The organism is Streptomyces sp. NPDC047117 (assembly GCF_040643545.1).
In the GTDB taxonomy this organism is placed as follows: domain Bacteria; phylum Actinomycetota; class Actinomycetes; order Streptomycetales; family Streptomycetaceae; genus Streptomyces.
This window is the reverse complement of the sequence record NZ_JBEYUN010000017.1, coordinates 176,659-199,647: the sequence shown is the minus strand read 5'-3', so window position 1 is coordinate 199,647 and position 22,989 is coordinate 176,659. Positions and strand designations below refer to the sequence as shown.

The window sequence follows — 22,989 nt, the reverse complement described above, 5'->3', positions numbered from 1 at the left end:
GACCGTAGTCGCCCCGGAGCCGCCCATGTCCGTGATCCGCCACCTCCGCAGAGCGGTACGCCTGCCCCAGCAGCGCAGCCAGGGGGTCGACCTGGCCCACCCGGCGCGCTCACCGCTCGGTACCGCGGTCGTCAACTGCGCGGTGTACGCGGACGGGACCCGGCTGGCCGGCCATCACCCCGTCGACGAGGCGGTGCGCCTGGTCCGCTCCTCGGGGGACGGCTTCGTGTGGATCGGGCTGCACGAGCCCTCCGAAGCGGAGTTCGCCGACATCGTGGAGCTGTTCGGGCTGCACCCGCTGGCCGTGGAGGACGCCGTCCTCGCGCACCAGCGCCCCAAGCTGGAGCAGTACGACACCAACCTCTTCACCGTCTTCAAGACCGCCTGCTACGTCGAGCACGACCGGCTCACCGCGACCAGCGAGGTGGTGGACACCGGCGAGATCATGGTCTTCACCGGCGAGGACTTCGTGATCACCGTCCGGCACGGCGGCCACGGCTCGCTCGGCCCGCTGCGCGAGTCCCTGGAGGCCCTGCCGGAGCAGCTCGCGCTCGGCCCCTCGGCCGTCCTGCACGCCATCGCCGACCTGGTCGTCGACGACTACCTGGAGGCCACGGCGGCCGTCCAGAACGACATCGACGAGGTGGAGAGCGCGGTCTTCGCCGAGAACGGGCGGAACGCCGACGCCGGGCGGATCTATCAGCTCAAGCGCGAACTGCTGGAGCTGAAGCGGGCCGTCGCCCCGCTGGACCGCCCGCTGGACCGGCTCTCCACCGAGCCGCTGGCCCAGGTCGACCCGCGGATACGGACCTACTTCCGGGACGTCGCCGACCACCTGGCACGGGTCAACGAGCGCATCACGGCCTTCGACGAACTGCTGAACTCCATACTCCAGGCGCACCTCGCGCAGGTCACCATCGCGCAGAACGAGGACATGCGCCGCATCAGCGCATGGGTCGCGATCCTGGCCGTGCCCACGATGGTGTGCGGCGTGTACGGCATGAACTTCGAGCACCTGTGGGGCAAGGACTCGGTCTACGGGTATCCGGTGGTCATGCTCGTGATCGTGGCGGCCTGCGCGGTGATCCACCGGGGCTTCAAGCGCAACGGCTGGCTGTAGCGGCGGGCGCCGCGTGCGGGCCGTACCGGTGCGGGGCGGCACGGCCCGCGGCCCTCAGTGCCCGGCGATGCCCAGCGCCTTCGCCTCCTTCTCCGGAGGCACGCCCTTCTGGGGGCGGTCCGGCCGCTGCGGCAGCTGCCCGCCCAGGGACCGCATCCAGTCCCAGGTGTCCGCCACCGTCTCCGCCACCGGCCGGCAGCGCAGCCCCGCCGCGTAGGCCTTCTCCACCCCCGTGCGGTGCAGGGAGTCGTGGTACCCCGCCCAGTCCGGGCCCGTCGGCGGCAACCACACCGGCAGCTCCGTCCACGGCTCGATACCGGCCGCGAGCACGTCCTCGGGCGCGGTCCAGCGCAGCTCGGCGTCCGACCCCGTGACCTCGGCGCAGGCCTCCAGCAGGCTGCCCATGGTCGCGTGCCCGCTCCTGCTGACCAGGTTGTACGGGCCGGCCAGGCCCGACTCGACGGCGTGCAGGATCCAGTCGGCGAGGTCGCGGACGTCGATGTACTGGATCGGGAGGCCGGCCGGCCCCGGCGCCAGCACGGGGCCGCCGCGGGCGATCCGGGTCAGCCACCACGGCAGCCGCCCGACGTTCTCGTACGGGCCGAGGATCAGCCCGGCCCGCGCGAGCAGCGCCCCGCCGTCGCCGAAGGACTCCGCGGCCGCCAGCTCACCGCCCCGTTTGGCCTCCTCGTACGGCACGTCGCCCGCATCCGGCGCGCCCGCCACCAGCGGGGCTTCCTCGCCCATCCCCGGCGCCTTCGGGAAGGCGTACACCGAACCGCTGGACACGTAGGCGTAGCGCCCCGCCCGGCCCGCCAGCAGCCGGGCCGCGTCGCGCACCGCCGAGGGCGCCCAGGCCCAGGTGTCCACGACCGCGTCCCACTCCCCCGTGCGCAGCGCGGCGAGCCCTTCGGGAGTCGTGCGGTCCCCGTGCAGCACCGCCGCGCCCCGCGGTGCCTCGTGCCGGCCCCGGTGGAACACCGTGACCTGCCATCCCTTCGCGAGGGCCGCCTCGGTGACGGCCCGCCCGACGAACTCCGTACCACCCAGAATCAGCAGTCTCATGGTGCGGACTCTGCCCGCACGGCAGTTCGGCCGCACCGCACCTCGCTCACAGCGGAATCGCCGGGTGACGGTCGGAAGTCTCCAGATCCGCGCGCCGAAGACTGTACGGTCTCGCACCCTGTGGCGCGCGCGCACCGCCAACACTTGTGAGGTCGATGTTCCGCTTCCGTTCGCCCTCAGGGGGAGAAGATGACCGGGTCGCGCGTCCTGGCGCTGGGCCACTACCAGCCGGCCAAGGTGCTCACCAACGACGACCTGGCCGAGCTCGTCGACACCGACGACGCCTGGATCACCAGCCGGGTCGGCATCCGTAAGCGCCACATCGCGGCGCCCGACGAGACCGTGGACGCGATGGCGGCAGCGGCCGGAGCGAAGACGCTGGCGGCCAGCGGCCTGGCCCCCGCCGACATCGACCTGGTGCTCGTCGCCACCTGCACGGCGACGGACCGGTCCCCGAACACGGCCGCCCGGGTGGCCGCCCGGCTCGGGCTGGCGGCGCCCGCCGCGATGGACGTCAACGTGGTGTGCGCGGGCTTCACCCACGCCCTGGCCACCGCCGACCACGCCGTCCGGGCCGGCTCGGCGCGCTCCGCGCTGGTGATCGGCGCGGAGAAGTTCACCGACGTCGTGGACTGGTCGGACCGCTCGACCTGCGTCCTGGTGGGCGACGGCGCGGGCGCCGCCGTGGTGACGGCCGCGGCGGAACCGGAGATCGGCCCCGTGCTGTGGGGCTCGGTGCCCGAGATGGGCGACGCGGTGCGCATCGAGGGCGAGCCCGCGCGCTTCTCCCAGGAGGGCCAGACGGTCTACCGCTGGGCCACCACCCAGCTGCCGGCCATCGCCCGGCAGGTGTGCGAGCGCTCCGGCGTACTCCCCGAGGAGCTGGCCGGCGTGGTCCTGCACCAGGCCAACCTGCGGATCATCGAACCGGTAGCGGAGCGCATCGGGGCGGTCAACGCGGTGATCGCCCGGGACGTCGTGGAGTCCGGCAACACCTCGGCGGCGTCCGTGCCGCTGGCCTTCTCCAAGCTGGTCGAACGGCGCGAGATCCCCTCGGGCGCACCGGTCCTGCTCTTCGGGTTCGGCGGCAACCTTTCCTACGCGGGGCAGATCGTCCGCTGCCCCTAGAGGCGGCGCGGTGCGGGCCCTACGGGTGCACGGCGCGGGGACGTCCGATTCGTTCAAGACGGCCGCCCCCGCGCCTTCGTACGCTCGGCCCATGACTGAGCGACACACCACTCGGAACACCGCCGGCGCCGCCGCGCAGGCCGCCCCGGCACCCCGCTTCGCCGCGATCGGCCTGGCAGCCGCCGACATGGCCGCCTCGTTCGCCTTCTACCGGCGGCTCGGCCTGGACATCCCCGCGGAGGCCGACTCCGCCCCGCACGCGGAGGCGCAGCTGCCGGGAGGGCTGCGGCTGATGTGGGACAGCCACGAGACGCTGCGCTCCATCGATCCGGACTGGACGCCGTCCCCCGGGGCCACCCCGCACCTCGCCTTCGAGTGCGCGGGCCCGGAGGCCGTCGACGCCCTCTACGCGGAGCTGGTCGCCGCCGGACACCGCGGCGAGAAGAAGCCGTGGGACGCCGTCTGGGGCCAGCGGTACGCCGTCGTCCTGGACCCGGACGGCCACGGCGTCGACCTCTTCGCGCCGCTGGCCTGAACGGGCCGGCCTCGGCCGGCCGGGCGCCGGTCAGCGCCGCCTCAGAACACCGACCACCCGGTGAGCGTCGTGAAGTGGTCCAGGGCCGCCGCGCCGGCGACCGAGTTGCCGCGCGCGTCCAGCCCCGGACTCCATACGCACAGCGTGCAGCGCCCGGGGACGATCGCCACGATGCCGCCGCCGACCCCGCTCTTGGCGGGCAGCCCCACCCGGTACGCGAACTCGCCCGCGGCGTCGTACGTACCGCAGGTCAGCATCACCGCGTTGATCCGCTTGGCGTCCCGCGCCGCCAGCAGCCGGGACCCGTCGGCGCGCAGCCCGTGGCGCGCGAGGAAGCCGCCCGCGGTGGCCAGATCGCGGCAGCTCATCTCGATCGAGCACTGCCAGAAGTAGTGCTCGATGACGCTGGGCACCGGGTTCTCCAGGTTGCCGAAGCTCGCCATGAAGTGGGCCAGCGCGGCGTTCCGGTCGCCGTGGTCGGCCTCGGAGCCCGCGACCGCCCGGTCGAAGGCGATGTCCGGGTTCCCGCTCTCCTCCCGCAGGAAGTCGAGCATCGCCGTGCTGGCGTCCCCGGTGAGGGTCTGCAGCCGGTCGGTGACGACCAGCGCCCCGGCGTTGATGAAGGGGTTGCGCGGGATGCCGTGCTCCCACTCCAGCTGCACCAGGGAGTTGAACGGCGTACCCGAGGGCTCGCGCCCCACCCGCTCCCAGATGCTCTGGTCCCCCTGCGCCAGCACGAGGGCGAGGGAGAAGGCCTTCGAGACGGACTGCACGGAGAACGGGACCTCCCAGTCCCCGACCCCGTACACGTCCCCGTGGATGTCGGCCAGCGCGATCCCGAAGCGGTCCGGCGAGACGCACTCCAGGGCGGGGATGTAGTCGGCGACCTTCCCCTGCCGTACGAGCGGCTTCGCCTGCGCCGCCACCTCCTCCAGAACGCCCTGGTAGTCCATGGTCCACACGCTATCCCGGCGCGATGACCGCCCCCAGCGGAGCGCCTGCCAACGCCTTCACCTCGCGCGCCAGGTGGGCCTGGTCGGCATACCCGGCGACCGCGGCGACCTGCGCGTACGGCATGCCGGAGCGGGCCAGGTCCAGGGCGCGCACCAGGCGCAGCACCCGGCCGAGGGTCTTCGGCCCGTACCCGAAGGCGGCCAGGCAGCGGCGGTGCAGCTGGCGCTCGCCGACGCCCACCGCGGCGGCCAGCTCGCCGACCGGGGTGCCCCGGGCCGCGGCCCGCGCGATCAGGGCGCCCGCCGGGTCGGGCGCGGCCCCGGCGCGCAGCCGGCCGGCGGCCACTCCCTCCAGCAGCCGGCCGGGCTCGCCGGTCCCGGCCAGCCGGTCGGCCAGCTGCCGCACCCGGCCCGCCGGCCACAGATCGGCGAGGGGGACGCGCAGGTCGCGGAGTTCGTGCGCGGGCACCCCGAAGACCGCGGGGCCCTGCCCCGGAGCGAAGCGCAGGCCGACGACGGGCGACTCCGGGGCGCGCTCGGGGGGCTGCGGCAGGTGGGCACGGGTGTCCGGCCCGGCGACCAGGAGCCGGCCGTCGTACCAGATCAGGTCCGTGCAGCCGTCGGGCAGCACGGGGCGCGGCGCCGGGTCGGGGGACTTGGTCCACACGACCGCACCGGGCAGTTCGGACGGCCGTTCCTGGTACACGTCTCCAGCCTGGCACGGGAACCGCCGCCGCGCCCCGGCCGTTGATCGGGTACGGCACGCACCGGGCCGGCCGAGGCGGGCGCCGGTGTCTGCGAAACCGAAGGACCGACGCGGAGGGCAGCACGATGGCGGGATTCCTGGACCGTGCCAAGGAGCAGGCGCAGCGCGGCCTGGCACAGGGCAAGCAGAAGGTCGACGAGGTGCAGCAGCAGCGCGCGGGTTCCGACCTGCTGAAGCGGCTGGGCGCCGCGTACTACGCGGAGCGGCGCGGCAGCGGCTCCCCGGAGGCCACGGCGGCGGCCGTGCAGGCTCTGGAGGCGCACATCGCCGTGCACGGGGACGGCTTCCTGCGCGGCTGACGGCGGCGGACGCCGGTCGTGCGCCGCCGCGGGCGCCCGGCGTGCGCAGCGCGGCGGAGTTCCCTGGGCGCCCTCGCGCGAAACCCGGCCCGCGGGGACATATGTCCAGCGTATGCCCCGTAAGCGGCCGGTTCGCCTCGCATTGGCCGCGAACTGCTGACCCCGAACCTCCCGTTCCAGTACAAGCGATTTACGAGGCGGTACGCGATCGGCGGCCGTCGTGCACCTGGAACGGAGGCGTCCATGGCCTCACCCATGTCGGCGGACAGATTCCTCGAAGCGCTGCGGGACGAAGGGCTGCGCGTCGTCGAGGTCGGCGACTGGCGTACCCACAACCGCAACCACAAGGGCCCCTGGGGCGGGGTGCACGGCGTGATGGTCCACCACACCGCGACCTCGGGTGCCGAGGAGACCGTGCGGCTCTGCTACGACGGCCACCCGGAGCTGCCGGGCCCGCTGTGCCACGGCGTGATCACCAAGGACGGCACGGTCCACCTGGTCGGCCACGGCCGCGCCAACCACGCGGGGCTCGGCGACGGCGACGTCCTGCGGGCGGTGATCGCCGAGAAGCGGCTGCCGCCGGACAACGAGGCCGACACCGACGGCAACCGCGTCTTCTACGGCTTCGAGTGCGAGAACCTCGGCGACGGCGAGGACCCGTGGCCGGAGGCGCAGATGGAGGCCATCGAGAAGGCGACGGCCGCCCTGTGCCGGGTGCACGGCTGGAACGAGCGCTCGGTCATCGGCCACCTGGAATGGCAGCCGGGCAAGGTCGACCCGCGCGGCTTCACGATGGACGCGCTGCGGGAGCGCATCGGAAAGCGGCTGCGCTGACCCGTACGGGCACGCGGCCGCCGTGGCCTCCGGCCGGTCCGACCCGGCCCACCGCCGGGCGGCCGGGCGGGCCGGACGCCGGCGGTCTGCGGTCTGCGGTCTGCGGTCTGCGGTCTGCGGTTCCGTACACCGATTCGATCCGCGGTGGCTGTCGCGCCGACAATGGGGGCGTGACCGGCACCGTCCCCGACCCGATGACGCTGCGGCCGCGCCTGCCCTCCCCGGTCCAGGAGATCGAGGACGACCGGTTCGCGCGCCGCGGCGTACGCCTGCTGCTCAAGCGGGACGACCTGATCCACCCGGACCTGCCGGGCAACAAGTGGCGGAAGCTGGAGCCCAACCTCCGCGCCGCCGCCGCGGCCGGCGACCGCACGCTCCTCACGTTCGGCGGCGCGTACTCCAACCATCTGCGCGCCACGGCCACGGCGGGCCGCCTGCTGGGCCTGGCGACCATAGGCGTCGTACGGGGCGAGGAGCTGGCGGACCGGCCGCTGAACCCGTCCCTGGCCCGCTGCGCCGCCGACGGCATGCGGCTGCACTTCATCGACCGGGCCCAGTACCGCCGCAAGGACGACCCCGAGGTGCTCGACGCGCTCCGCACGCGCTTCGGGCCGTTCCGGCCGGTCCCCGAAGGCGGCAGCAACGCGCTCGCCGCCCGCGGCTGCGCCGCCCTGGGCCGGGAGCTGGCCGGGGCCGCCGATGTCGTGGCCGTGGCCTGCGGTACCGGCGGCACCCTCGCGGGGCTGGCCGCCGGGCTCGCCCCGGGGCAGCGGGCCCTCGGCTTCCCCGTCCTGAAGGGCGGCCACGGGCCCGACCACTTCCTGGCCGCTGACGTGCTGCGCCTCCAGGAGGCGGCCTTCGGGGGCCGGCGCGGCGACTGGCGGCTGGACCCGGAGTTCCACTGCGGCGGATATGCCCGCACCACGCCCGCGCTGGAGGAGTTCGCCGCGGACTTCGAGGCGCGGCACGGCCTGCCCCTGGAGCGGATATACGTGGCGAAGCTGCTGCTGGGCCTCGTGACACGCGCCGAGGAGGGCGCCTTCGCACCGGGCACCACCGTGGCCGCGGTGATCACCGGTACGCCCTGAGGAGCCTCGTACGCGGGGCACGCCTCACTCGGGACTGACCGTCTCCCGGTAGGCCGCCGCCTCCTCCAGGTCCAGCCGGCGCAGCAGGGTCCGCAGCATCTCGTCGTCGATCCGCCGCGCGTCCCGCAGCTTCACGAAGACCTCGCGTTCCGCGCCGATCATCTCCCGGGCAAGCCGCAGGTAGGTCGCCTCCACCGACTCCCCGGTCTCCGGGTTCGGCGGCCCCAGCCGCTCCCACACGGCGTTGCGGCGCCGCTCCAGTACGGTGCGCAGCCGGTCCTCCAGGGGCCCCGGCAGCGCGTTGCGCGGATCCTCCAGGAGCTCGCGCAGCCGCTGTTCCGCCGCGTCCGACGCCTCGTTCTGGGCCTGTGCCTCGGCGAGCGTCTCGGCCTGCGGGTCCGGCCGGGGCAGCGGCAGGGCGCGGATGAGCGGCGGCAGCGTCAGCCCCTGGATCACGAGGGTGCCGATGACGGTGCTGAAGGTCAGGAAGAGCACCAGGTTGCGCGCCGGGAACGGCTCCCCGTTGTGCATCGTCGCCGGGATGGAGAACGCGATCGCCAGCGAGACCACGCCGCGCATCCCGGCCCATCCGACGATCACCGGCGCCGCCCGGGTCACCTCGGGCTCGCGCTCCCGGATGCGCGGCGACAGCCACCGGGGCAAGTAGGTCGCGGGGAAGACCCACACAAAGCGCGAGACCACGACCACCACGAAGACCACCGCGGCGTACGTGAGGGCCTGCGCGGCACTGAACTCCCCCAGCCCCCGCAGCACGACCGGCAGCTGGAGCCCGATGAGCGCGAAGACCGCGGACTCCAGCACGAAGGAGACCATCGACCACACCGCGGCCTCCTGGAGCCGCGTCTCGAAGTTCACCTGCCACGAGCGGTGCCCGAGGTACAGCCCGACCACCACGACGGCGAGCACTCCGGAGGCCCCCACCTGCTCCGCCGCCGCGTACGCCACGAACGGGATGAGCAGCGACAGGGTGTTCTCCAGCAGCGCCGAGTCCCGCAGCTTGCAGCGCAGCCAGTGCAGCGGCCCCATGAGGACCAACCCGATCCCGACTCCGCCGACCGCCGCGATCCCGAACTCCTTCAGGCCGCCCGCCCAGGTCGCGCCCTCACCGACGGCGGCGGCCAGCGCCACCTTGTAGGCGGTGATCGCGGTGGCGTCGTTGACCAGCGACTCGCCCTGCAGGATGGTCGTGATCCGGCCGGGCAGCCGCAGCCGGCGCGCGATGGCGGTGGCCGCCACCGCGTCCGGAGGCGCGACGACCGCACCCAGTACGAGGGCCGCGGTCAGCGGCAGGTCCGGGATCACGAGGTACGCGGCGTACCCGACGACGACCGTCGCGAAGAGCACGTAGCCGATCGACAGCAGCGCCACCGGACGCAGATTGGCCCGCAGGTCCAGGTACGAGCTCTCCAGCGCCGCCGTGTGCAGCAGCGGCGGCAGCAGCAGGGGCAGCACGATGTGCGGGTCGAGCGGATACTCGGGGACGCCGGGGAGGTATCCGGCGCCCAGCCCGGCGGCGACGAGCAGCAGGGGCGCGGGCACCGGGGTGCGCCGCGCCAGTCCCGCGACCGCCGCACTCCCGGCGACCAGCAGCAGCAGTGGCATCACGTCCATGGCACGACCCCGTCCCCGCGTTCCGGCTAACCTGGCAATCATGAGCGAGTGCACGCACGTTCTCGAACTGCCGCGCCCCGAACCGGCCGCACTGAGTGACACCTGCCCCGAGTGCCTCGCCGTCGGCAGCCACCCCGTGCAGCTGCGGCTCTGTCTGGTCTGCGGCCACGTCGGCTGCTGCGACTCCTCGCCGTACCGGCACGCCACCGAGCACTTCGAGACGACCGGGCACCCGGTGATGCGCTCCTTCGGCGCCGGCGAGGACTGGCGCTGGTGCTTCGCCGACAAGTCCCTGGTCTGAAACCGGGACGCGCGGCCGGTTGTCAGTGGTGCCCGCTAGCCTTCACGACATGATCCGCACCGCGACGCCCGCCGATGTCCCCGCCGTCCATGCCATGATCCGCGAGCTCGCGGAGTACGAGCGCGAGCCGGAGTCCGCGAAAGCGACCGAAGAGCAGTTGCGTGACGCACTGTTCGGTGACCATCCGGCGGTCTTCGGACTGATCGCGGAGGAGTCCGGCTCCCCCGTGGGCTTTGCCCTGTGGTTCCGGAACTTCTCCACCTGGACGGGCACGCACGGTGTCTACCTGGAAGACCTGTACGTCCGCCCCGAACACCGCGGCGGAGGACACGGCAAGGCGCTCCTGGCCACCCTGGCGCAGATCTGCGTCAGCCGCGGATACGGACGTTTTGAATGGTCAGTCCTGGATTGGAATGAACCGTCCATCGGTATATACAAGTCGATCGGTGCACAGCCCATGGACGAATGGACCGTCTTCCGGCTCACTGGAGAGGCACTGCACGACCTCGCGGCGACTGCAGATGTCAACGCAGCGTAACCGGAGCCGATTTGACAGTGCAGACCCCTAGCCACTGTCCGTACCCGTAGGCTTACAATGAGTGACACTCGTGGGTTTGCGGGACACTGCGAGTCCCACCGTCGTGCCAGGTCGGCAGCCACGCCGATCCCGGGCGACATCGCACCGCAGATCGCGATAGCGTCACACAGCGCATGCGCTGTGCCGGGTGGCCGTTCCTTCCGCCGGGAGGATCCGGTCCGGCATGAATATCAGCTCAAACAGCTTGTGTCACCTTGGAGGTGAGGGTGTCCCAGATCGCAGGCGAGCCCGGGAATCAGGACTTCGTGGAAGTCCGGCTGCCCGCTGCGGGTGCCTACCTTTCGGTGCTGCGTACGGCCACGGCCGGACTGGCAGCCCGGTTGGACTTCACCCTCGACGAGATCGAGGATCTGCGTATCGCCGTCGACGAGGCGTGCGCGATCCTCCTGCAGCAAGCCGTCCCCGGCAGTGTGCTGAGCTGCGTCTTCCGCCTGATCGACGACGCGCTTCAGGTGACCGTGTCGGCTCCCACCACCGACGGCCGCGCTCCGGAGCGCGACACCTTCGCCTGGACGGTGCTCTCCGCACTGGCCGGCAAGGTCGACTCCACCGTCGCGGAGGACCGGACGGTCAGCATCAGTCTGTACAAGGAGCGCGGCGCCGGTCCCGGACCGTCATGACCGAAGAGGGGGCCCTGTGAAGGATCTGGAGCGCGGCGCGCGGATGGAGCCGAGACTGGCCATCCCCGAGCAGCAGGCCCGGCCGCACCCGATGGGCACGGACGACCTCAGCGGCCGGTTGAACGCGGCGGAGCAGGCAGAGCGGGCGGACCACATGGACCACAGCGAGCAGCAGCGGCAGCAGCAGGATCCGCAGCATCACCCCCATGATGCGCACGATCCGCAGGACCGCAGCGGTGCCCGCGCGATGTTCTACGAGCTGCGCAAGCTTCCCGAGGGCTCCGACGAGCGCGCGGAGCTGCGCAACACCCTGGTCCGGATGCACCTCCCCCTGGTGGAGCATCTCGCCCGGCGCTTCCGCAACCGCGGCGAGCCGCTGGACGACCTGACCCAGGTCGCCACGATCGGTCTGATCAAGTCGGTGGACCGGTTCGACCCGGAGCGCGGCGTGGAGTTCTCCACGTACGCCACCCCGACCGTGGTCGGCGAGATCAAGCGACACTTCCGCGACAAGGGCTGGGCGGTCCGCGTGCCGCGCCGGCTCCAGGAGCTCCGGCTGTCGCTGACCACGGCAACCGCTGAGCTCTCCCAGCGGCACGGCCGTGCGCCCACGGTGCACGAGCTGGCCGAGCATCTGCGGATCTCCGAGGAGGAGGTGCTGGAGGGGCTGGAATCGGCCAATGCCTACAGCACCCTCTCGCTGGACGTTCCCGACACCGACGACGAGTCCCCCGCGGTCGCCGACACCCTGGGCGCCGAGGACGAGGCGCTGGAGGGTGTGGAGTACCGCGAATCCCTCAAGCCGCTGCTGGAGGACCTGCCGCCGCGCGAGAAGAAGATCCTGCTGCTGCGCTTCTTCGGCAACATGACCCAGTCGCAGATCGCCCAGGAGGTCGGCATCTCGCAGATGCACGTCTCCCGGCTGCTGGCCCGCACCCTGGCCCAGCTCCGCGACAAGCTGCTGGTCGAGGAGTAGCCGACTCCGGCGGGGCGGGAGACCGCCGGACGCGCACACTCCCGGCCGCGGCACCCACGGGCGCGGGCCGCACCGATCCGCCGCACGGACTCCTGCGGGAGTTCCCGGCCCCGGTGCGGCCCGCTCCCGTCGCCGTACGGCCGTACCGCCCGGCCCACGGCCCGGCGCCGTACACCCGATAAGCCCGGCGTACAGCGCCTCCCCGCGTCTCCGGATCTCCGCGTCTCCGCGCCCGCCGGCGCGCACCCGATGGGCGTGCCCCCTGCCACGCCCGCGCGGCACCGGCGCACGACGACGGCCCACGCCGATGCCGGCGGGACGCGTCGGGCGCTCACGCGGGCACAGCCGGACGCCCCCATAACCCGAGCCGCCGTTCCGACGCCGACGCAGGGCCCCGGCAGCGTCGTCGGACGACCCGGCGTCGGACGCCCCGTAGGCCAGCGGCCGCTACGCGTCCTCGCGCGGTCCGATGCCCAGGGCTTCGGTGGCTGTCGGGTTGACCAGCAGGCCGAGGACGACGAGGGCCACCACGCCCAGCACCACGCCGCCCGCGAGCAGCGCGCCGCCGCCGTTGATCAGCGTCCATGCCACCGGCAGCGCCACGATCTGGGTGATCAGCGAGGGCCCGCGGCTCCAGCGGCGCCGCAGCCACAGTCCGCGCGCGGCGATCAGCGGCAGCAGCGCCAGCACGATCATGGTGATGCCGCCCATCTCGGCCTGGCGCGGGCTGTCCGGCGAGCCGGTGAACCCGTCGACCAGCATGTAGGCGCCGAGCGCCGCCAGCGCGAGGCCCTCCAGGCCGGTGAGCACCGCCGCTGCGGTCAGCCGGCGCGGCCGCGGACCGGCCGGTTCGGGGGCGGGCGCGGGGGCGGCTGCGGTGCGGTTCTGCTTGCTGCTGCTCACCCCTGCAGGGTACTGCCGGGGCCCGGTCCACCTGACGGGCAGGGCTGGGCCCTCGTACCAGCAGGTAGGTACCCTGCATCCCATGCGTGCACTTCTTGTGGTCAACCCCGCGGCAACCACCACCAGCGCGCGCACCCGTGACGTACTGGCCCACGCGCTGGCCAGCGATCTGAAGCTGGAGGTCGCGCAGACCGAGTACCGCGGTCACGCGCGCGACCTGGCCCGCCGGGCCGCGGAGAGCGGTGAGACGGAGCTGGTGGTCGCGCTCGGCGGCGACGGCACGGTCAACGAGGTCGTCAACGGTCTCCTGACGCACGGCCCCGATCCGGAGGGCCTGCCGCGGCTCGCCGTGGTCCCCGGCGGCTCCACCAACGTCTTCGCCCGCGCCCTCGGCCTGCCGAACGACGCCGTGGAGGCCACCGGCGCCCTGCTGGACGCGTTGCGGGACGGAAGCGAACGGACGGTGGGACTGGGTTTGGCCGCCGGCACAGCGGACACCCAGGACGAAATGATTCCCGAGCGCTGGTTCACCTTCTGCGCGGGATTCGGCTTCGACGCCGGTGTCGTGGGCCGAGTCGAACAGCAGCGCGAACGCGGCAAGCGTTCGACGCACGCGCTGTACGTGCGGCAGGTCATGCGCCAGTTCATGGGCGACCCGCATCGCCGGCACGGCACGATCACGCTGGAGCACCCGGGCGCCGAACCAGGCACGACGGAGGTGATCGAAGATCTCGTCCTCTCCATAATCTGCAACACCGCACCCTGGACCTACCTGGGCAATCGCCCCGTGTACCCGTCACCGCTGGCGTCCTTCGACACCGCTCTGGACGTCTTCGCGCTGACCAGATTGTCCACGCCTGCGGTCGCGCGGTACGCCACCCAGCTGCTGGCGTCAACCCCGGATCGCGGGCCGCAGGGAAAGCACGCCGTATCGCTTCATGATCAGACGGACTTCACCTTGCATTCACAGGTTCCACTGCCCTTTCAGATGGACGGCGACCACCTGGGACTGCGTTCCAGCGTGACGTTCACAGGCGTACGCCGTGCACTGCGTGTGATTGTGTGAGCAGTAGGGCCTAAAGTCCTTTCAGTCGAACGTTTAGGCTGACTTCCACCCCCTAGAAGTACGGCTGTGACCTAGGCGACACCAAGGAATCAAAAAAAAGTTTCCGGAAGGGGTTGTATCCGTCGCCGAGGTTTGCGAGTCTCTTCATGGCGATCGGGACGGCCGCTCTACCGGCCCCCTTGAGAGCCCGAATCCCCTCCTCTTTTCCAGGACCGCACCAGCCCCTTGCGGGCGTTCGGCCCTTCCCTTGCGGAGGGATTCGTGAAAGCGTTCACATTCACAAGCAACTTTCCCGTAATACGAGGAGATGGAGCAGCCATGGACTGGCGTCACCGCGCCGTTTGCCGCGAGGAAGACCCCGAGCTCTTCTTCCCCATCGGCAACACCGGTCCTGCGCTGCTGCAGATCGAGGAAGCCAAGGCCGTCTGCCGCCGCTGCCCCGTCATGGAGCAGTGCCTGCAGTGGGCGCTCGAGTCCGGTCAGGACTCCGGCGTCTGGGGTGGTCTGAGCGAGGACGAGCGCCGCGCAATGAAGCGCCGTGCGGCTCGTAACCGGGCGCGCAACGCCAGCGCCTGAACCAGACGCCCCGTGGCATCCGAGCCGCAGCGCGCAGTACCCCCGATGCTCCCCCATAGCCTGAAGGGCATGGGCGGTACCCCCACAGCAATGTGAGCTTTGAGCCCCGGACCGCACTTCGGTCCGGGGCTTACTGCTGTTCGGGGCCGGGGACCACGCACCCGTACGGCCGACGCACGCCGGGAGCGCGCGGAGGTGCGTACGGAGTGAACGCGCCGGCCGGCGTCGTCCGAGCGCCGGCCCGGTCGGCCCCGCCCACGCGCCTCAGCGCTTGTCGGCCCCGACCGGCAGGTCCAGCACTACCTGGGTGCCGCGCCCGGGCGCCGGCAGCATGTCGAACGTGCCGCCCATCTCGCCCTCGACCAGCGTCCGCACGATCTGGAGGCCGAGGTTGCCCGCGCGCTGCGGGTCGAAGCCCTCGGGCAGGCCGCGGCCGTCGTCCTGGACGGTGACCCGCAGCCGCGGCTCGGCGGGGCTGCCGCCGCGTACCGCGCCCACCTCGACCGTGCCCAGCTCCCCCGGCGCGAAGGCGTGCTCCAGGGCGTTCTGCAGGACCTCGGTGAGCACCATCGACAGCGGCGTCGCGACCTCGGCGTCCAGGATCCCGAAGCGGCCGGTACGCCGTCCGGTGACCTTCCCCGGCGAGATCTCCGCGACCATGGCCAGCACCCGGTCGGCGATCTCGTCGAACTCCACCCGCTCGTCCAGCGTCTGGGACAGCGTCTCGTGGACGATGGCGATCGAACCGACCCTGCGGACCGCCTCGTTGAGCGCCTCGCGCCCCTGGGGCGAATCCATCCGCCGGGCCTGCAGCCGCAAGAGGGCGGCTACGGTCTGCAAGTTGTTCTTCACCCGGTGATGGATTTCCCGGATGGTCGCGTCCTTCGTAATCAATTCGCGCTCTCGGCGTCGCAATTCGGTGACGTCGCGCAGAAGCACGAGTGAACCGATGTGCGTGCCCTTCGGTTTGAGCGGGATGGCGCGCAGTTGAATGACGCCGTCGTTCCCCTCCACCTCGAATTCGCGCGGTGCCCAGCCGCTGGCGAGCTTCACCAGTGCCTCGTCGACGGGGCCGCGGGCAGGGGCCAGTTCGGCGGTGGCCCGGCCGAGGTGGTGGCCCACGAGATCGGCGGCGAGCCCGAGGCGGTGGTACGCGGAGAGCGCGTTCGGACTGGCGTACTGGACGACGCCGTCGGCGTCGAGCCGGATGAGCCCGTCGCCGGCCCGCGGCGAGGCATCCATGTCGACCTGCTGGCCCGGGAAGGGAAACGATCCTGCGGCGATCATCTGCGCCAGGTCGGACGCGCTCTGCAGGTAGGTGAGCTCCAGCCGGCTGGGGGTCCGTACGGTCAACAGGTTGGTGTTCCGCGCGATGACGCCCAGCACCCGGCCCTCGCGGCGCACGGGGATGGACTCCACCCGTACCGGCACCTCCTCGCGCCACTCGGGGTCGCCCTCGCGCACGATGCGGCCCTCGTCCAGCGCGGAGTCGAGCATCGGGCGGCGCCCGCGCGGCACCAGATGGCCGACCATGTCGTCCTGGTACGAGGTGGGCCCGGTGTTCGGGCGCATCTGCGCGACCGAGACGTACCGGGTGCCGTCCAGGGTGGGGACCCACAGGACGAGGTCGGCGAAGGACAGGTCGGAGAGCAGCTGCCATTCGGAGACCAGCGTGTGGAGCCACTCGAGGTCGGAGTCGCTCAGAGCGGTGTGCTGGCGGACGAGATCGTTCATGGAGGGCACGTATGCGAGCCTACCGGCGTACGGTGTAGGCGTTGACCGTGCACAGGCATGGACTGATGAGCCTGGTCTAGTCCACAATGAATCAGTAAAGGCCTCCGCCTTCCCCGCACAGGAAGGCGGATAGAGGCCCGAGGCGCTCTCTGCCCTGACTGCGCCGCGGCCTCCGATCGGCCGGACCGGGCGCCGCGAGGAACCGCACACCTCACGGCGTGCACCGGCCGATGTCAGCTCCGGGCTGCGGTGCCGGACAGGTTGAGGGTCCTGTCCCGGCGCCGCGGCCCGCGGGTGTTTTCAGAGCTCTTCGCACCGCACTTCCCCCTGTTCCCGGCCCCCGACGGCTCCCCCGTGCGGGTGATCGCGTGGCTGCTTCCGGGGGAAAACGGCGCGGCCCCCGAAACGGCGCGGCCCCCGCTCCCGGAGGAGCAGGGGCCGCACATACGAGTGAGGGAGGGGCGCCGGCCGGACGGGGCCGGCGTGGACCGCCGGGGAGGCTGGGTGCTCCCCTCCCCCGGTCAGCGGGTCTCGGTGACCTTGGCGAGGGAGCGGGGTGCGTCGGGGTCCTGGCCGCGGGCGATGGTCACCTCGTACGCGAGCATCTGCAGGGGCAGGATCTCCAGGATCGGCTGGACCTCCTCGGCGACGCCGTCGGTGGGCAGCGCGAAGCCCGCCGCCGCCTTGTCCACCTCCGCGCGGCTGCCGACGACGACCAGGTCGGCGCCGCGGCCGCGCAGCCGCTCCAGCACCGGCTGGAGGGCCTCGCCGCCCTTGCCCTCGGTGACGATCGCGATGACCGGCGAGATGTTGTCGACCATGGCCAGCGGGCCGTGCAGCAGGTCGGCGCCGGAGTAGGACAGCGCCGGGATGTAGCTGGTCTCCATCAGCTTCAGCGCGGCCTCCTTCGCGGTGGGGTAGCCGTAGCCGCGGGAGGTGAGGACCATCCGCTCCGCGAAGCGGTAGCGGGCGGCGAGCGCCTTGACCTCCTCCTGGCGGGCCAGGACGGACTCGGCCAGGTCGGGCAGGGCCTTGGCGGCCGCGCCGTCGCCGCCGCGCAGCCCCTCGACGAAGAGGTACAGGGCCAGCAGCTCGGCGGTGTACGTCTTGGTGGCCGGCAGGGCCTTCTCGGGGCCTGCGAGCACGTCGATGTGGAACTCGCTGACCTCGGCGAGCGGGGAGCCGGCGTTGTTGGTCACCGCGAGGGTGATGGCCCCGGCGGCGCGGGCGGCCTCGGTGGAGGCGACCAGGTCGGGCGAGCCGCCGGACTGGCTGACGGTGATGACCAGGCAGTCGGTGAGGTCGGGCTGGGCGCCGTAGGCGGTGGTGGTGGACATGGAGGTGAGGCCGCAGGGCTTGCCGAGCTGCACTTCGAGCAGGTACTTGGCGTACAGCGCCGCGTTGTCGGAGGTGCCGCGGGCGGTGAGCAGGACGAAGCGCGGGTTGCGCGCGGCGATCTGCTCGGCGACCTCGCGGATCTTGGGAGCACCCTCGGTGAGGATGCGGCGCAGCACGGCGGGCTGTTCGGCCATCTCACCGGACATGATCCGGCCCGGCTGCTCGCTGTGCTGGGCCGGCGTCGTGGCGGACATGCTGGGTGCCTCCAGGTGGCAGTTCTATGCGGTTCGTGTGCCCGCGGGTGTCAGCGGCCGGCGTCGTCGCCGGTGATGACCTCCGCGGCGGCCCGTCCGCAGACGCGGGCGGCACCGTGAGTCGCGATGTGCAGCGCTCCCGTGGGCGGCGCCTGCGGGACTCCCATCTCGACCACGACGGTGTCGGGCCGGGCGGCGATGAGAGCGGCGAGGGCGTCGGCCATCCAGGGGTGCCGGTGAACGTCGCGTACCACTGCGACGATCCTACGATCCGCCGCCTCGCGGAGCACATTTGAGATCATTGCGGGCGTACCGGTCTCGGCGGCGTGCGCCGCGCTGAAGGAGCCGGTGTCGGTCCCCGGGAGCCGCCGCGCGAGTTCGGCGGCCACGCCCCAGGGGGTCTCGTCGCCCACGGCGATGTTGGCGACCGGCGTGAAGGCCGCGACGTACGCCGGGGTACGCAGCGGCTCGTACGGGGTGCTGCCCGCCGTGAGCCGGAGTGCCCGGCGGGCGGCGCGCAGCCCGACCTCGGGGTCGGCCGTGGTGCCGGACGCCGTTGCCACGGCCGCCCGGTACGGCGCTGCCGTGGTGCGGATCCACTGGGCGGTGTCCCGGGTCCACTGCGACAGGGCGCGGACGCGGGCGGCGGCGTCGGCGAGGCGCTCCTCGGGGAGGGCGCCGGAGCGCACGGCGTCGACCAGCGCGTCGCGGAGGCGGAGGACGGTCTGCTCGTCGGCGAGGCCGCCGCCGACGCAGATGGCGTCGGCGCCCGCGGCGACGGCGAGCACGCTGCCGCGTTCGATGCCGTAAGTGGCGGCGATGGCCTGCATCTCGACGGCGTCGGTGACGATCAGGCCGTCGAAGCCGAGGCCGCCCGACGCGACAGGGGCGCGCAGCAGGCCGTGCAGGGCGGCCGGGCTGAGGGTGGCGGGCAGGTCGTCATCGAGGGCCGGTACGAGGATGTGGGCGCTCATGACGGCCTTCGTGCCGGCGTCCACGGCGGCCTTGAAGGGGACGAGTTCGCGGGCCTGCAGGGTGTCGAGGCCGGCGTCGATGCGGGGCATGTCGTGGTGCGAGTCGACGGCGGTGTCGCCGTGGCCGGGGAAGTGCTTGGTGCAGGCGGCGACGCCGGCGGACTGCATGCCCCGGACGTAGGCGGCGGTGTGCCGGGCGACGAGGGCGGGGTCGGCGCCGAAGGACCGTACGCCGATGACGGGGTTGCCGGGGTTGGAGTTGACGTCGGCGCTGGGGGCCCAGTTGAGGTTGACGCCGCAGTCGGCGAGGCGGCGGCCGAGTTCGCGGGCGACGGCCTGCGTGAGGCCGGGGTCGTCGACGGCGCCGAGGGCGAGGTTGCCGGGGAAGGAGGATCCGCCGCGCACTTCGAGGCGGGTGACGTCGCCGCCTTCTTCGTCGATGGCGATGAGGATGCCGTCGGTCTCGGCGCGGAGGCGGGTGTTGAGGGCGGCGAGCTGTTCGGGGCTGTGGACGTTGCGTCCGAACAGGCCGACGGAGGTGAGGCCCTCGCCGAGGCGGCGCAGCAGCCAGTCGGGCGCGTCGGTTCCGGTGAAGCCGGGCTGGAGGACGGCCAGCGCGTCGCGGGTGAGGGTGTCGGCGGAGCGGGCGAGCGTCGTCATGGAGCGGCGTGTCCCTTCACTGCGCTGGGGCGAGCAGGCGGGCGGGCGGCGGTACGGCCGGGAGCGGTCCGTACGGGGCCGGGGGCGGCCTTCATCAGACCGCATCCGGGTGGGCGCCCGCCGGAAGCGGGCGGTATCGGGCCGCACCACGCCGACGACGGCGTACCCGGGAGGGCCGCCTTCGCCGGTGTGGTGCGGTGCGGCGGGTGCGTTGCCCTCACCCCTTCACCGCGCCCGCGGTCAGTCCGCCGACCGCCTTGCGCTGGAGGAAGAGGAAAAGGATGAGGATGGGGAGGGCGAAGAGGGAGGCGGCGGCCATGGTGGCGCCCCAGTCGTCGCCGAAGTTCGTCTGGAAGCCGGAGAGCCAGAGGGGCAGGGTCTGCGCTTCGGTCTGCTTGTTGAGGATGAGGACGAGGGGGAACTCGTTCCAGGCGGTGATGAAGCCGAAGAGCGAGGTCGCCATCAGTCCGGGCGCGAGCAGCGGCAGGATGATCTTCACGAAGGCCTGGGGGCGGGAGCACCCGTCGACCATGGCGGACTCCTCCAGCTCCTTGGGGACGGCCGCGATGTAGCCGCGGAGCGTGAGGATCGTGAAGGGCAGCACCATCACCATGTAGAAGACGGTGAGCGGGACCAGGCTGTTCAGCAGGGCGGCGTCCCGGACGATCATGTAGATCGCGATCACCATGACCTCCCAGGGGGCCATCTGGGCGATCATGAAGGTGACGATCACGCCGCGGCGTCCCTTGAACCGCATCCGGGCGATCGCGAAGGACGCGAGCAGGGCGATGACGAGGGACATGCCGACGGCGAGGACGGTCACGGTGACGGAGTTGCCGACGTACGTCCAGAAGTGGGGCGCGGTGACGGCGGTCCGGAAGTGTTCGAGGGTCGGGGTGAGCGGGAACCACACGGGGTCCTCGCTGATGATGTCGCCGGTGGGCTTCAGCGCCGTACTGAACATCCAGTAGACGGGGAAGACGAAGCCGGCGGTCAGGAACAGGGCCGTGGCGTTGGGCCAGAGGCGGCCGAAGAGGGTGCGCTTCATCGCTCGTCCTCCTCTTGTCGGAGCACGATGCGGAGGTAGTACGAGGTGAGCGCGAGCAGGACGACGATGGTCAGCAGGGAGATCGCCGCGCCCATGCCGTAGTGCTGGTTGCCCATGCCCTCGATGAAGGCGTAGACGGGGAGGATCTCGGTGAGCCGGTCGGGGCCGCCCTCGTTGATGGCGAAGACCTGGGTGAAGGCCTTGAAGACCCAGATGACTTCGAGGAACGTCGTCGCGTAGAGGAACGGCCTGATGAAGGGCAGGGTGACCGAGGTGAAGCTCTTCCAGGTGCCGGCGCCGTCGAGGGCGGCCGCTTCGTAGAGCTCCTTGGGGATCGTCGTGGTCGCGGCGTAGAGGTTGATCGCGACGAACGGCACGGACTGCCAGACGATCAGGACGATGATGACGAAGAAGGTGGAGAACTGGCTGCCGGTCCAGTTGAAGTCCGCCATGGAGTGCCAGCCGAGCTTGTCCAGCACCCAGTTGACGACGCCGAAGCGCTGCGCGAAGAGCCACTGGTAGACGGTGGTGGCGGCGATGGGCGGCATGGCCCAGGCGAGGACGAGGCCGAAGAGGAGCGTGAACCGCATCCGGGGGCCGAGCCGGGCGAGGAGCAGTCCGACCAGGGTGCCGACGACCATGATGAGGACGACGTTGGCGGCGGTGAAAAGGAGGGAGCGTACGGTGACCCGCCAGAATTCGGCGTTGCCGAGGATCTGGCGGTAGTTGTCGACGCCGTTCCACTCCGTGACGTGCTGGATGAGCTGTCCCATGTTGAGGTTCTGGAAGGACAGCACACCGTTGGTGATCATCGGGTAGCCGAGGAGGACCACGGTGACGGCGAGGGCGGGGAGCAGCAGGAGGTACGGCGCGCGGCCTGCCGCCCATGCGTGGCTCCGCCGCGGCGGCCGGGACGGGCCGCCGGCCTTCTCCTTGCGGACGGTGCCGGGCGGTTCCCCGGTCCGTCTGCTCTGTACTGACATGGCTGCCATCTCGTTCGCGCCCTCCCCGGCGGTACACCTGCCGGGACGCGGTGCGCGCCCGGCAGGTGTCGGTGCTTACTGCTGCTGGCTGAGCCGCTTGTTGAATTCGCCCTCGACCTGCTGCGCGGCGGCCTCGGGGCTCTTGCCGTTGAGGACGGCGGTCATGTACGTCCTGATGGGGTTGGGCGGGTTCTCCACCGCGCCCCATTCGGGGATGAGCGGGGTGGTGCCGCCGCCCTCGACGGCGGGGGCCGCCGCCTCGCCCGCGAGGTTGCCCTTCAGCGCGGACTGCAGCGACTCCTTGTTGGGGATGACGCCGCCTTCCTTGGCGAGCTGTCCCTCGAACTTGTCGGAGAGCGCGATCTTCAGGAACTCCTTGGCCAGGTCCTGCTTCTGGCTGCCGGCGGCGACGGCGAGGTTGGAGCCGCCGAGGAAGACACCCTCGGGCTTGTCGGCGGTCTCACCGGGGATGGTGAAGTAGCCGATGTCCTTCTCGATCTTCGGGTTGGCCTTGATAGCGATGGCGGATTCCCAGCCCATGCCGATGAACGCGCCGGTCTTGCCCTTGGCGAAGACCTCGCCCTGCTGCGGGGTGGCCTCGTCCTTGTCCTTGGGGGCCTTGCTGAAGGACTGGTACTGCTTGTAGATGTCCATGGCCTTGGCGACCTTGGGGTCTGCCAGGTTGGAGACCCACTTGCCGCCCTGCTTCTTCACCAGGTCGGCCTCGGTGCCGATGGTCAGGCCGTCGAAGAAGTACCAGTTCTGGCCGGGCAGGTAGATCGGCTCGGCGTCGGTCTTCTTCTCGATCTGGGCGAGGTCCTTGAAGAACTCGGTGCGGGTCTTCGGGGTGCCCTCGATGCCGGCGTCGGCCCAGACCTTCTTGTTGTAGATCACGACGCGGTTGGCCACGAACCAGGGGGCGGCGTACTGCTTGCCCTGGTAGACGGCCGACTTGTTGATGGACGGCGTCCAGTCGGCGCCGATGTCCTTCTTCAGGTCGTCCAGTTCCGCGAGGCCCTGGGTCTTGGCGTAGGCGGCGGTCTGGGTGTTGCCGACCTCGATGACGTCCGGCGGGTTCTCCTCGGACAGCGCGGTGGTGATCTTCTGCTGAATACCGTTCCACTTCTGGATCTCGATCTTCAGCTTCGCGCCGGTCTTCTTCTCGAAGGCCGCCTTGACGTCCTTGGTCCACCCGGCCGGCGTGGAGCCGTCCATGGCCCATACGGTGAGTGTCTTGTCGTCCACCCCCGCCGACTCGCCGGACCCGCAGGCCGCGACACTTACCAGCATTCCCGCGACAGCTGTCGCCGCGATCAGCCCACGCTTCACAGCACACTCCCCTAATGGCTGGGTGTGGTCTTTAATGGTTTAGACCAGTGCCCGCAGCTTGGCCTAGACCTTTAGGGGTGTCAAGAGGTGTATAAGAGTCGCAGTCGGCTCCGTTACCGGACCGACATCCGGCAGGCGCGGACCTGCGAGGGAGCATCGGCACCCCACCCGTGCCACCATGTGAGCCGCTACGTACGGAGGAGCCGGTG

At 71.7% G+C, this 22,989-nt stretch carries 23 protein-coding genes; 12 read left to right on the top strand and 11 right to left on the bottom strand.

Translation table 11 applies throughout. The annotated features are described in order from the left end of the window. The first annotated feature begins 25 nt into the window (after positions 1-25). Positions 26-1,120 (top strand): magnesium and cobalt transport protein CorA, encoded by a 1,095-nt coding sequence (locus ABZ840_RS29025; RefSeq protein WP_361564037.1) that lies wholly within the window; start codon positions 26-28, stop codon positions 1,118-1,120. Between the two features lie 54 nt (positions 1,121-1,174). Here ABZ840_RS29025 and ABZ840_RS29020 read toward each other — a convergent pair whose 3' ends face one another. Further along, positions 1,175-2,185: an NAD-dependent epimerase/dehydratase family protein gene (locus tag ABZ840_RS29020; RefSeq protein ID WP_361564034.1), complete on the bottom strand. Its 1,011-nt coding sequence runs from the start codon at positions 2,183-2,185 to the stop codon at positions 1,175-1,177. Between the two features lie 189 nt (positions 2,186-2,374). On the opposite strand from ABZ840_RS29020, the gene ABZ840_RS29015 reads away from it, so the two are divergent. Both ABZ840_RS29015 and ABZ840_RS29010 read left to right on the top strand, forming a co-directional pair. Beyond that, positions 2,375-3,313 carry a beta-ketoacyl-ACP synthase III gene (locus ABZ840_RS29015; RefSeq protein WP_361564032.1) on the top strand — a complete coding sequence of 313 codons (939 nt, stop codon included), beginning with the start codon at positions 2,375-2,377 and terminating at the stop codon, positions 3,311-3,313. Between the two features lie 91 nt (positions 3,314-3,404). After that, a complete protein-coding gene (locus tag ABZ840_RS29010; protein WP_361564029.1) occupies positions 3,405-3,848 on the top strand; it encodes a VOC family protein in 444 nt (147 codons plus the stop codon). 41 nt (positions 3,849-3,889) lie between these two features. Here ABZ840_RS29010 and ABZ840_RS29005 read toward each other — a convergent pair whose 3' ends face one another. After that, a complete protein-coding gene (locus ABZ840_RS29005; RefSeq protein ID WP_361564027.1) occupies positions 3,890-4,801 on the bottom strand; it encodes a glutaminase in 912 nt (303 codons plus the stop codon). A gap of 10 nt (positions 4,802-4,811) precedes the next feature. After that, positions 4,812-5,507: a helix-turn-helix domain-containing protein gene (locus tag ABZ840_RS29000; protein ID WP_361564025.1), complete on the bottom strand. Its 696-nt coding sequence runs from the start codon at positions 5,505-5,507 to the stop codon at positions 4,812-4,814. A 125-nt stretch (positions 5,508-5,632) separates the two neighbouring features. Between ABZ840_RS29000 and ABZ840_RS28995 the strand changes: the two genes are divergently transcribed. The 3 genes from ABZ840_RS28995 (at position 5,633) to ABZ840_RS28985 (ending at position 7,788) form a co-directional block, all read left to right on the top strand. Further along, positions 5,633-5,866 carry a hypothetical protein gene (locus ABZ840_RS28995; protein ID WP_361564022.1) on the top strand — a complete coding sequence of 78 codons (234 nt, stop codon included), beginning with the start codon at positions 5,633-5,635 and terminating at the stop codon, positions 5,864-5,866. A 243-nt stretch (positions 5,867-6,109) separates the two neighbouring features. After that, the gene (locus ABZ840_RS28990) at positions 6,110-6,700 is read left to right on the top strand and encodes a peptidoglycan recognition family protein (protein WP_361564020.1); all 591 of its coding nucleotides are present in this window, start codon (positions 6,110-6,112) and stop codon (positions 6,698-6,700) included. A gap of 194 nt (positions 6,701-6,894) precedes the next feature. Then, complete coding sequence (locus ABZ840_RS28985) at positions 6,895-7,788, top strand: pyridoxal-phosphate dependent enzyme (protein ID WP_361564105.1); 894 nt, start codon at positions 6,895-6,897, stop codon at positions 7,786-7,788. 24 nt (positions 7,789-7,812) lie between these two features. On the opposite strand, the gene ABZ840_RS28980 is transcribed toward ABZ840_RS28985, so the two are convergent. Further along, positions 7,813-9,420 carry a Na+/H+ antiporter gene (locus ABZ840_RS28980; protein WP_361564018.1) on the bottom strand — a complete coding sequence of 536 codons (1,608 nt, stop codon included), beginning with the start codon at positions 9,418-9,420 and terminating at the stop codon, positions 7,813-7,815. A 40-nt stretch (positions 9,421-9,460) separates the two neighbouring features. Here ABZ840_RS28980 and ABZ840_RS28975 point away from each other — a divergent pair, with 40 nt between their 5' ends. The 4 genes from ABZ840_RS28975 to ABZ840_RS28960 all read left to right on the top strand — a co-directional run bounded on the left by ABZ840_RS28975 (position 9,461) and on the right by ABZ840_RS28960 (position 11,915). Further along, entirely contained in the window at positions 9,461-9,721 is a 261-nt protein-coding gene (locus ABZ840_RS28975) for a UBP-type zinc finger domain-containing protein (RefSeq protein ID WP_361564015.1), read from the top strand. Between the two features lie 49 nt (positions 9,722-9,770). Beyond that, complete coding sequence (locus ABZ840_RS28970; protein ID WP_361564013.1) at positions 9,771-10,259, top strand: GNAT family N-acetyltransferase; 489 nt, start codon at positions 9,771-9,773, stop codon at positions 10,257-10,259. Between the two features lie 266 nt (positions 10,260-10,525). Then, a complete protein-coding gene (locus ABZ840_RS28965) occupies positions 10,526-10,939 on the top strand; it encodes an anti-sigma regulatory factor (RefSeq protein WP_361564011.1) in 414 nt (137 codons plus the stop codon). Between the two features lie 43 nt (positions 10,940-10,982). Continuing rightward, a complete protein-coding gene (locus ABZ840_RS28960) occupies positions 10,983-11,915 on the top strand; it encodes an RNA polymerase sigma factor SigF (protein WP_052867834.1) in 933 nt (310 codons plus the stop codon). A 447-nt stretch (positions 11,916-12,362) separates the two neighbouring features. Here ABZ840_RS28960 and ABZ840_RS28955 read toward each other — a convergent pair whose 3' ends face one another. After that, positions 12,363-12,818, bottom strand: coding sequence for a hypothetical protein (locus tag ABZ840_RS28955; RefSeq protein ID WP_361564008.1), 456 nt, complete (start codon positions 12,816-12,818; stop codon positions 12,363-12,365). An 82-nt stretch (positions 12,819-12,900) separates the two neighbouring features. Here ABZ840_RS28955 and ABZ840_RS28950 point away from each other — a divergent pair, with 82 nt between their 5' ends. Further along, positions 12,901-13,884, top strand: coding sequence for a diacylglycerol kinase family protein (locus ABZ840_RS28950; RefSeq protein WP_361564006.1), 984 nt, complete (start codon positions 12,901-12,903; stop codon positions 13,882-13,884). 318 nt (positions 13,885-14,202) lie between these two features. Continuing rightward, entirely contained in the window at positions 14,203-14,460 is a 258-nt protein-coding gene (locus ABZ840_RS28945) for a WhiB family transcriptional regulator (RefSeq protein WP_003983230.1), read from the top strand. Between the two features lie 264 nt (positions 14,461-14,724). Here ABZ840_RS28945 and ABZ840_RS28940 read toward each other — a convergent pair whose 3' ends face one another. From ABZ840_RS28940 to ABZ840_RS28915, 6 genes are all read right to left on the bottom strand, one after another. Next, complete coding sequence (locus ABZ840_RS28940; RefSeq protein WP_361564003.1) at positions 14,725-16,194, bottom strand: PAS domain-containing sensor histidine kinase; 1,470 nt, start codon at positions 16,192-16,194, stop codon at positions 14,725-14,727. A gap of 521 nt (positions 16,195-16,715) precedes the next feature. Further along, the gene (locus ABZ840_RS28935; protein ID WP_361564000.1) at positions 16,716-17,786 is read right to left on the bottom strand and encodes an SIS domain-containing protein; all 1,071 of its coding nucleotides are present in this window, start codon (positions 17,784-17,786) and stop codon (positions 16,716-16,718) included. Between the two features lie 50 nt (positions 17,787-17,836). Further along, a complete protein-coding gene (locus ABZ840_RS28930) occupies positions 17,837-19,420 on the bottom strand; it encodes a glycoside hydrolase family 3 protein (protein ID WP_361563998.1) in 1,584 nt (527 codons plus the stop codon). A 217-nt stretch (positions 19,421-19,637) separates the two neighbouring features. Next, the gene (locus tag ABZ840_RS28925; RefSeq protein ID WP_361563996.1) at positions 19,638-20,468 is read right to left on the bottom strand and encodes a carbohydrate ABC transporter permease; all 831 of its coding nucleotides are present in this window, start codon (positions 20,466-20,468) and stop codon (positions 19,638-19,640) included. Then, positions 20,465-21,451, bottom strand: a complete 987-nt coding sequence (locus ABZ840_RS28920; RefSeq protein WP_361563994.1) for a sugar ABC transporter permease — start codon at positions 21,449-21,451, stop codon at positions 20,465-20,467. Before ABZ840_RS28920 ends, ABZ840_RS28925 begins: the two co-directional genes overlap by 4 nt. A gap of 75 nt (positions 21,452-21,526) precedes the next feature. After that, the gene (locus tag ABZ840_RS28915) at positions 21,527-22,780 is read right to left on the bottom strand and encodes an extracellular solute-binding protein (protein ID WP_361563991.1); all 1,254 of its coding nucleotides are present in this window, start codon (positions 22,778-22,780) and stop codon (positions 21,527-21,529) included. Positions 22,781-22,989: the final 209 nt, after the last annotated feature.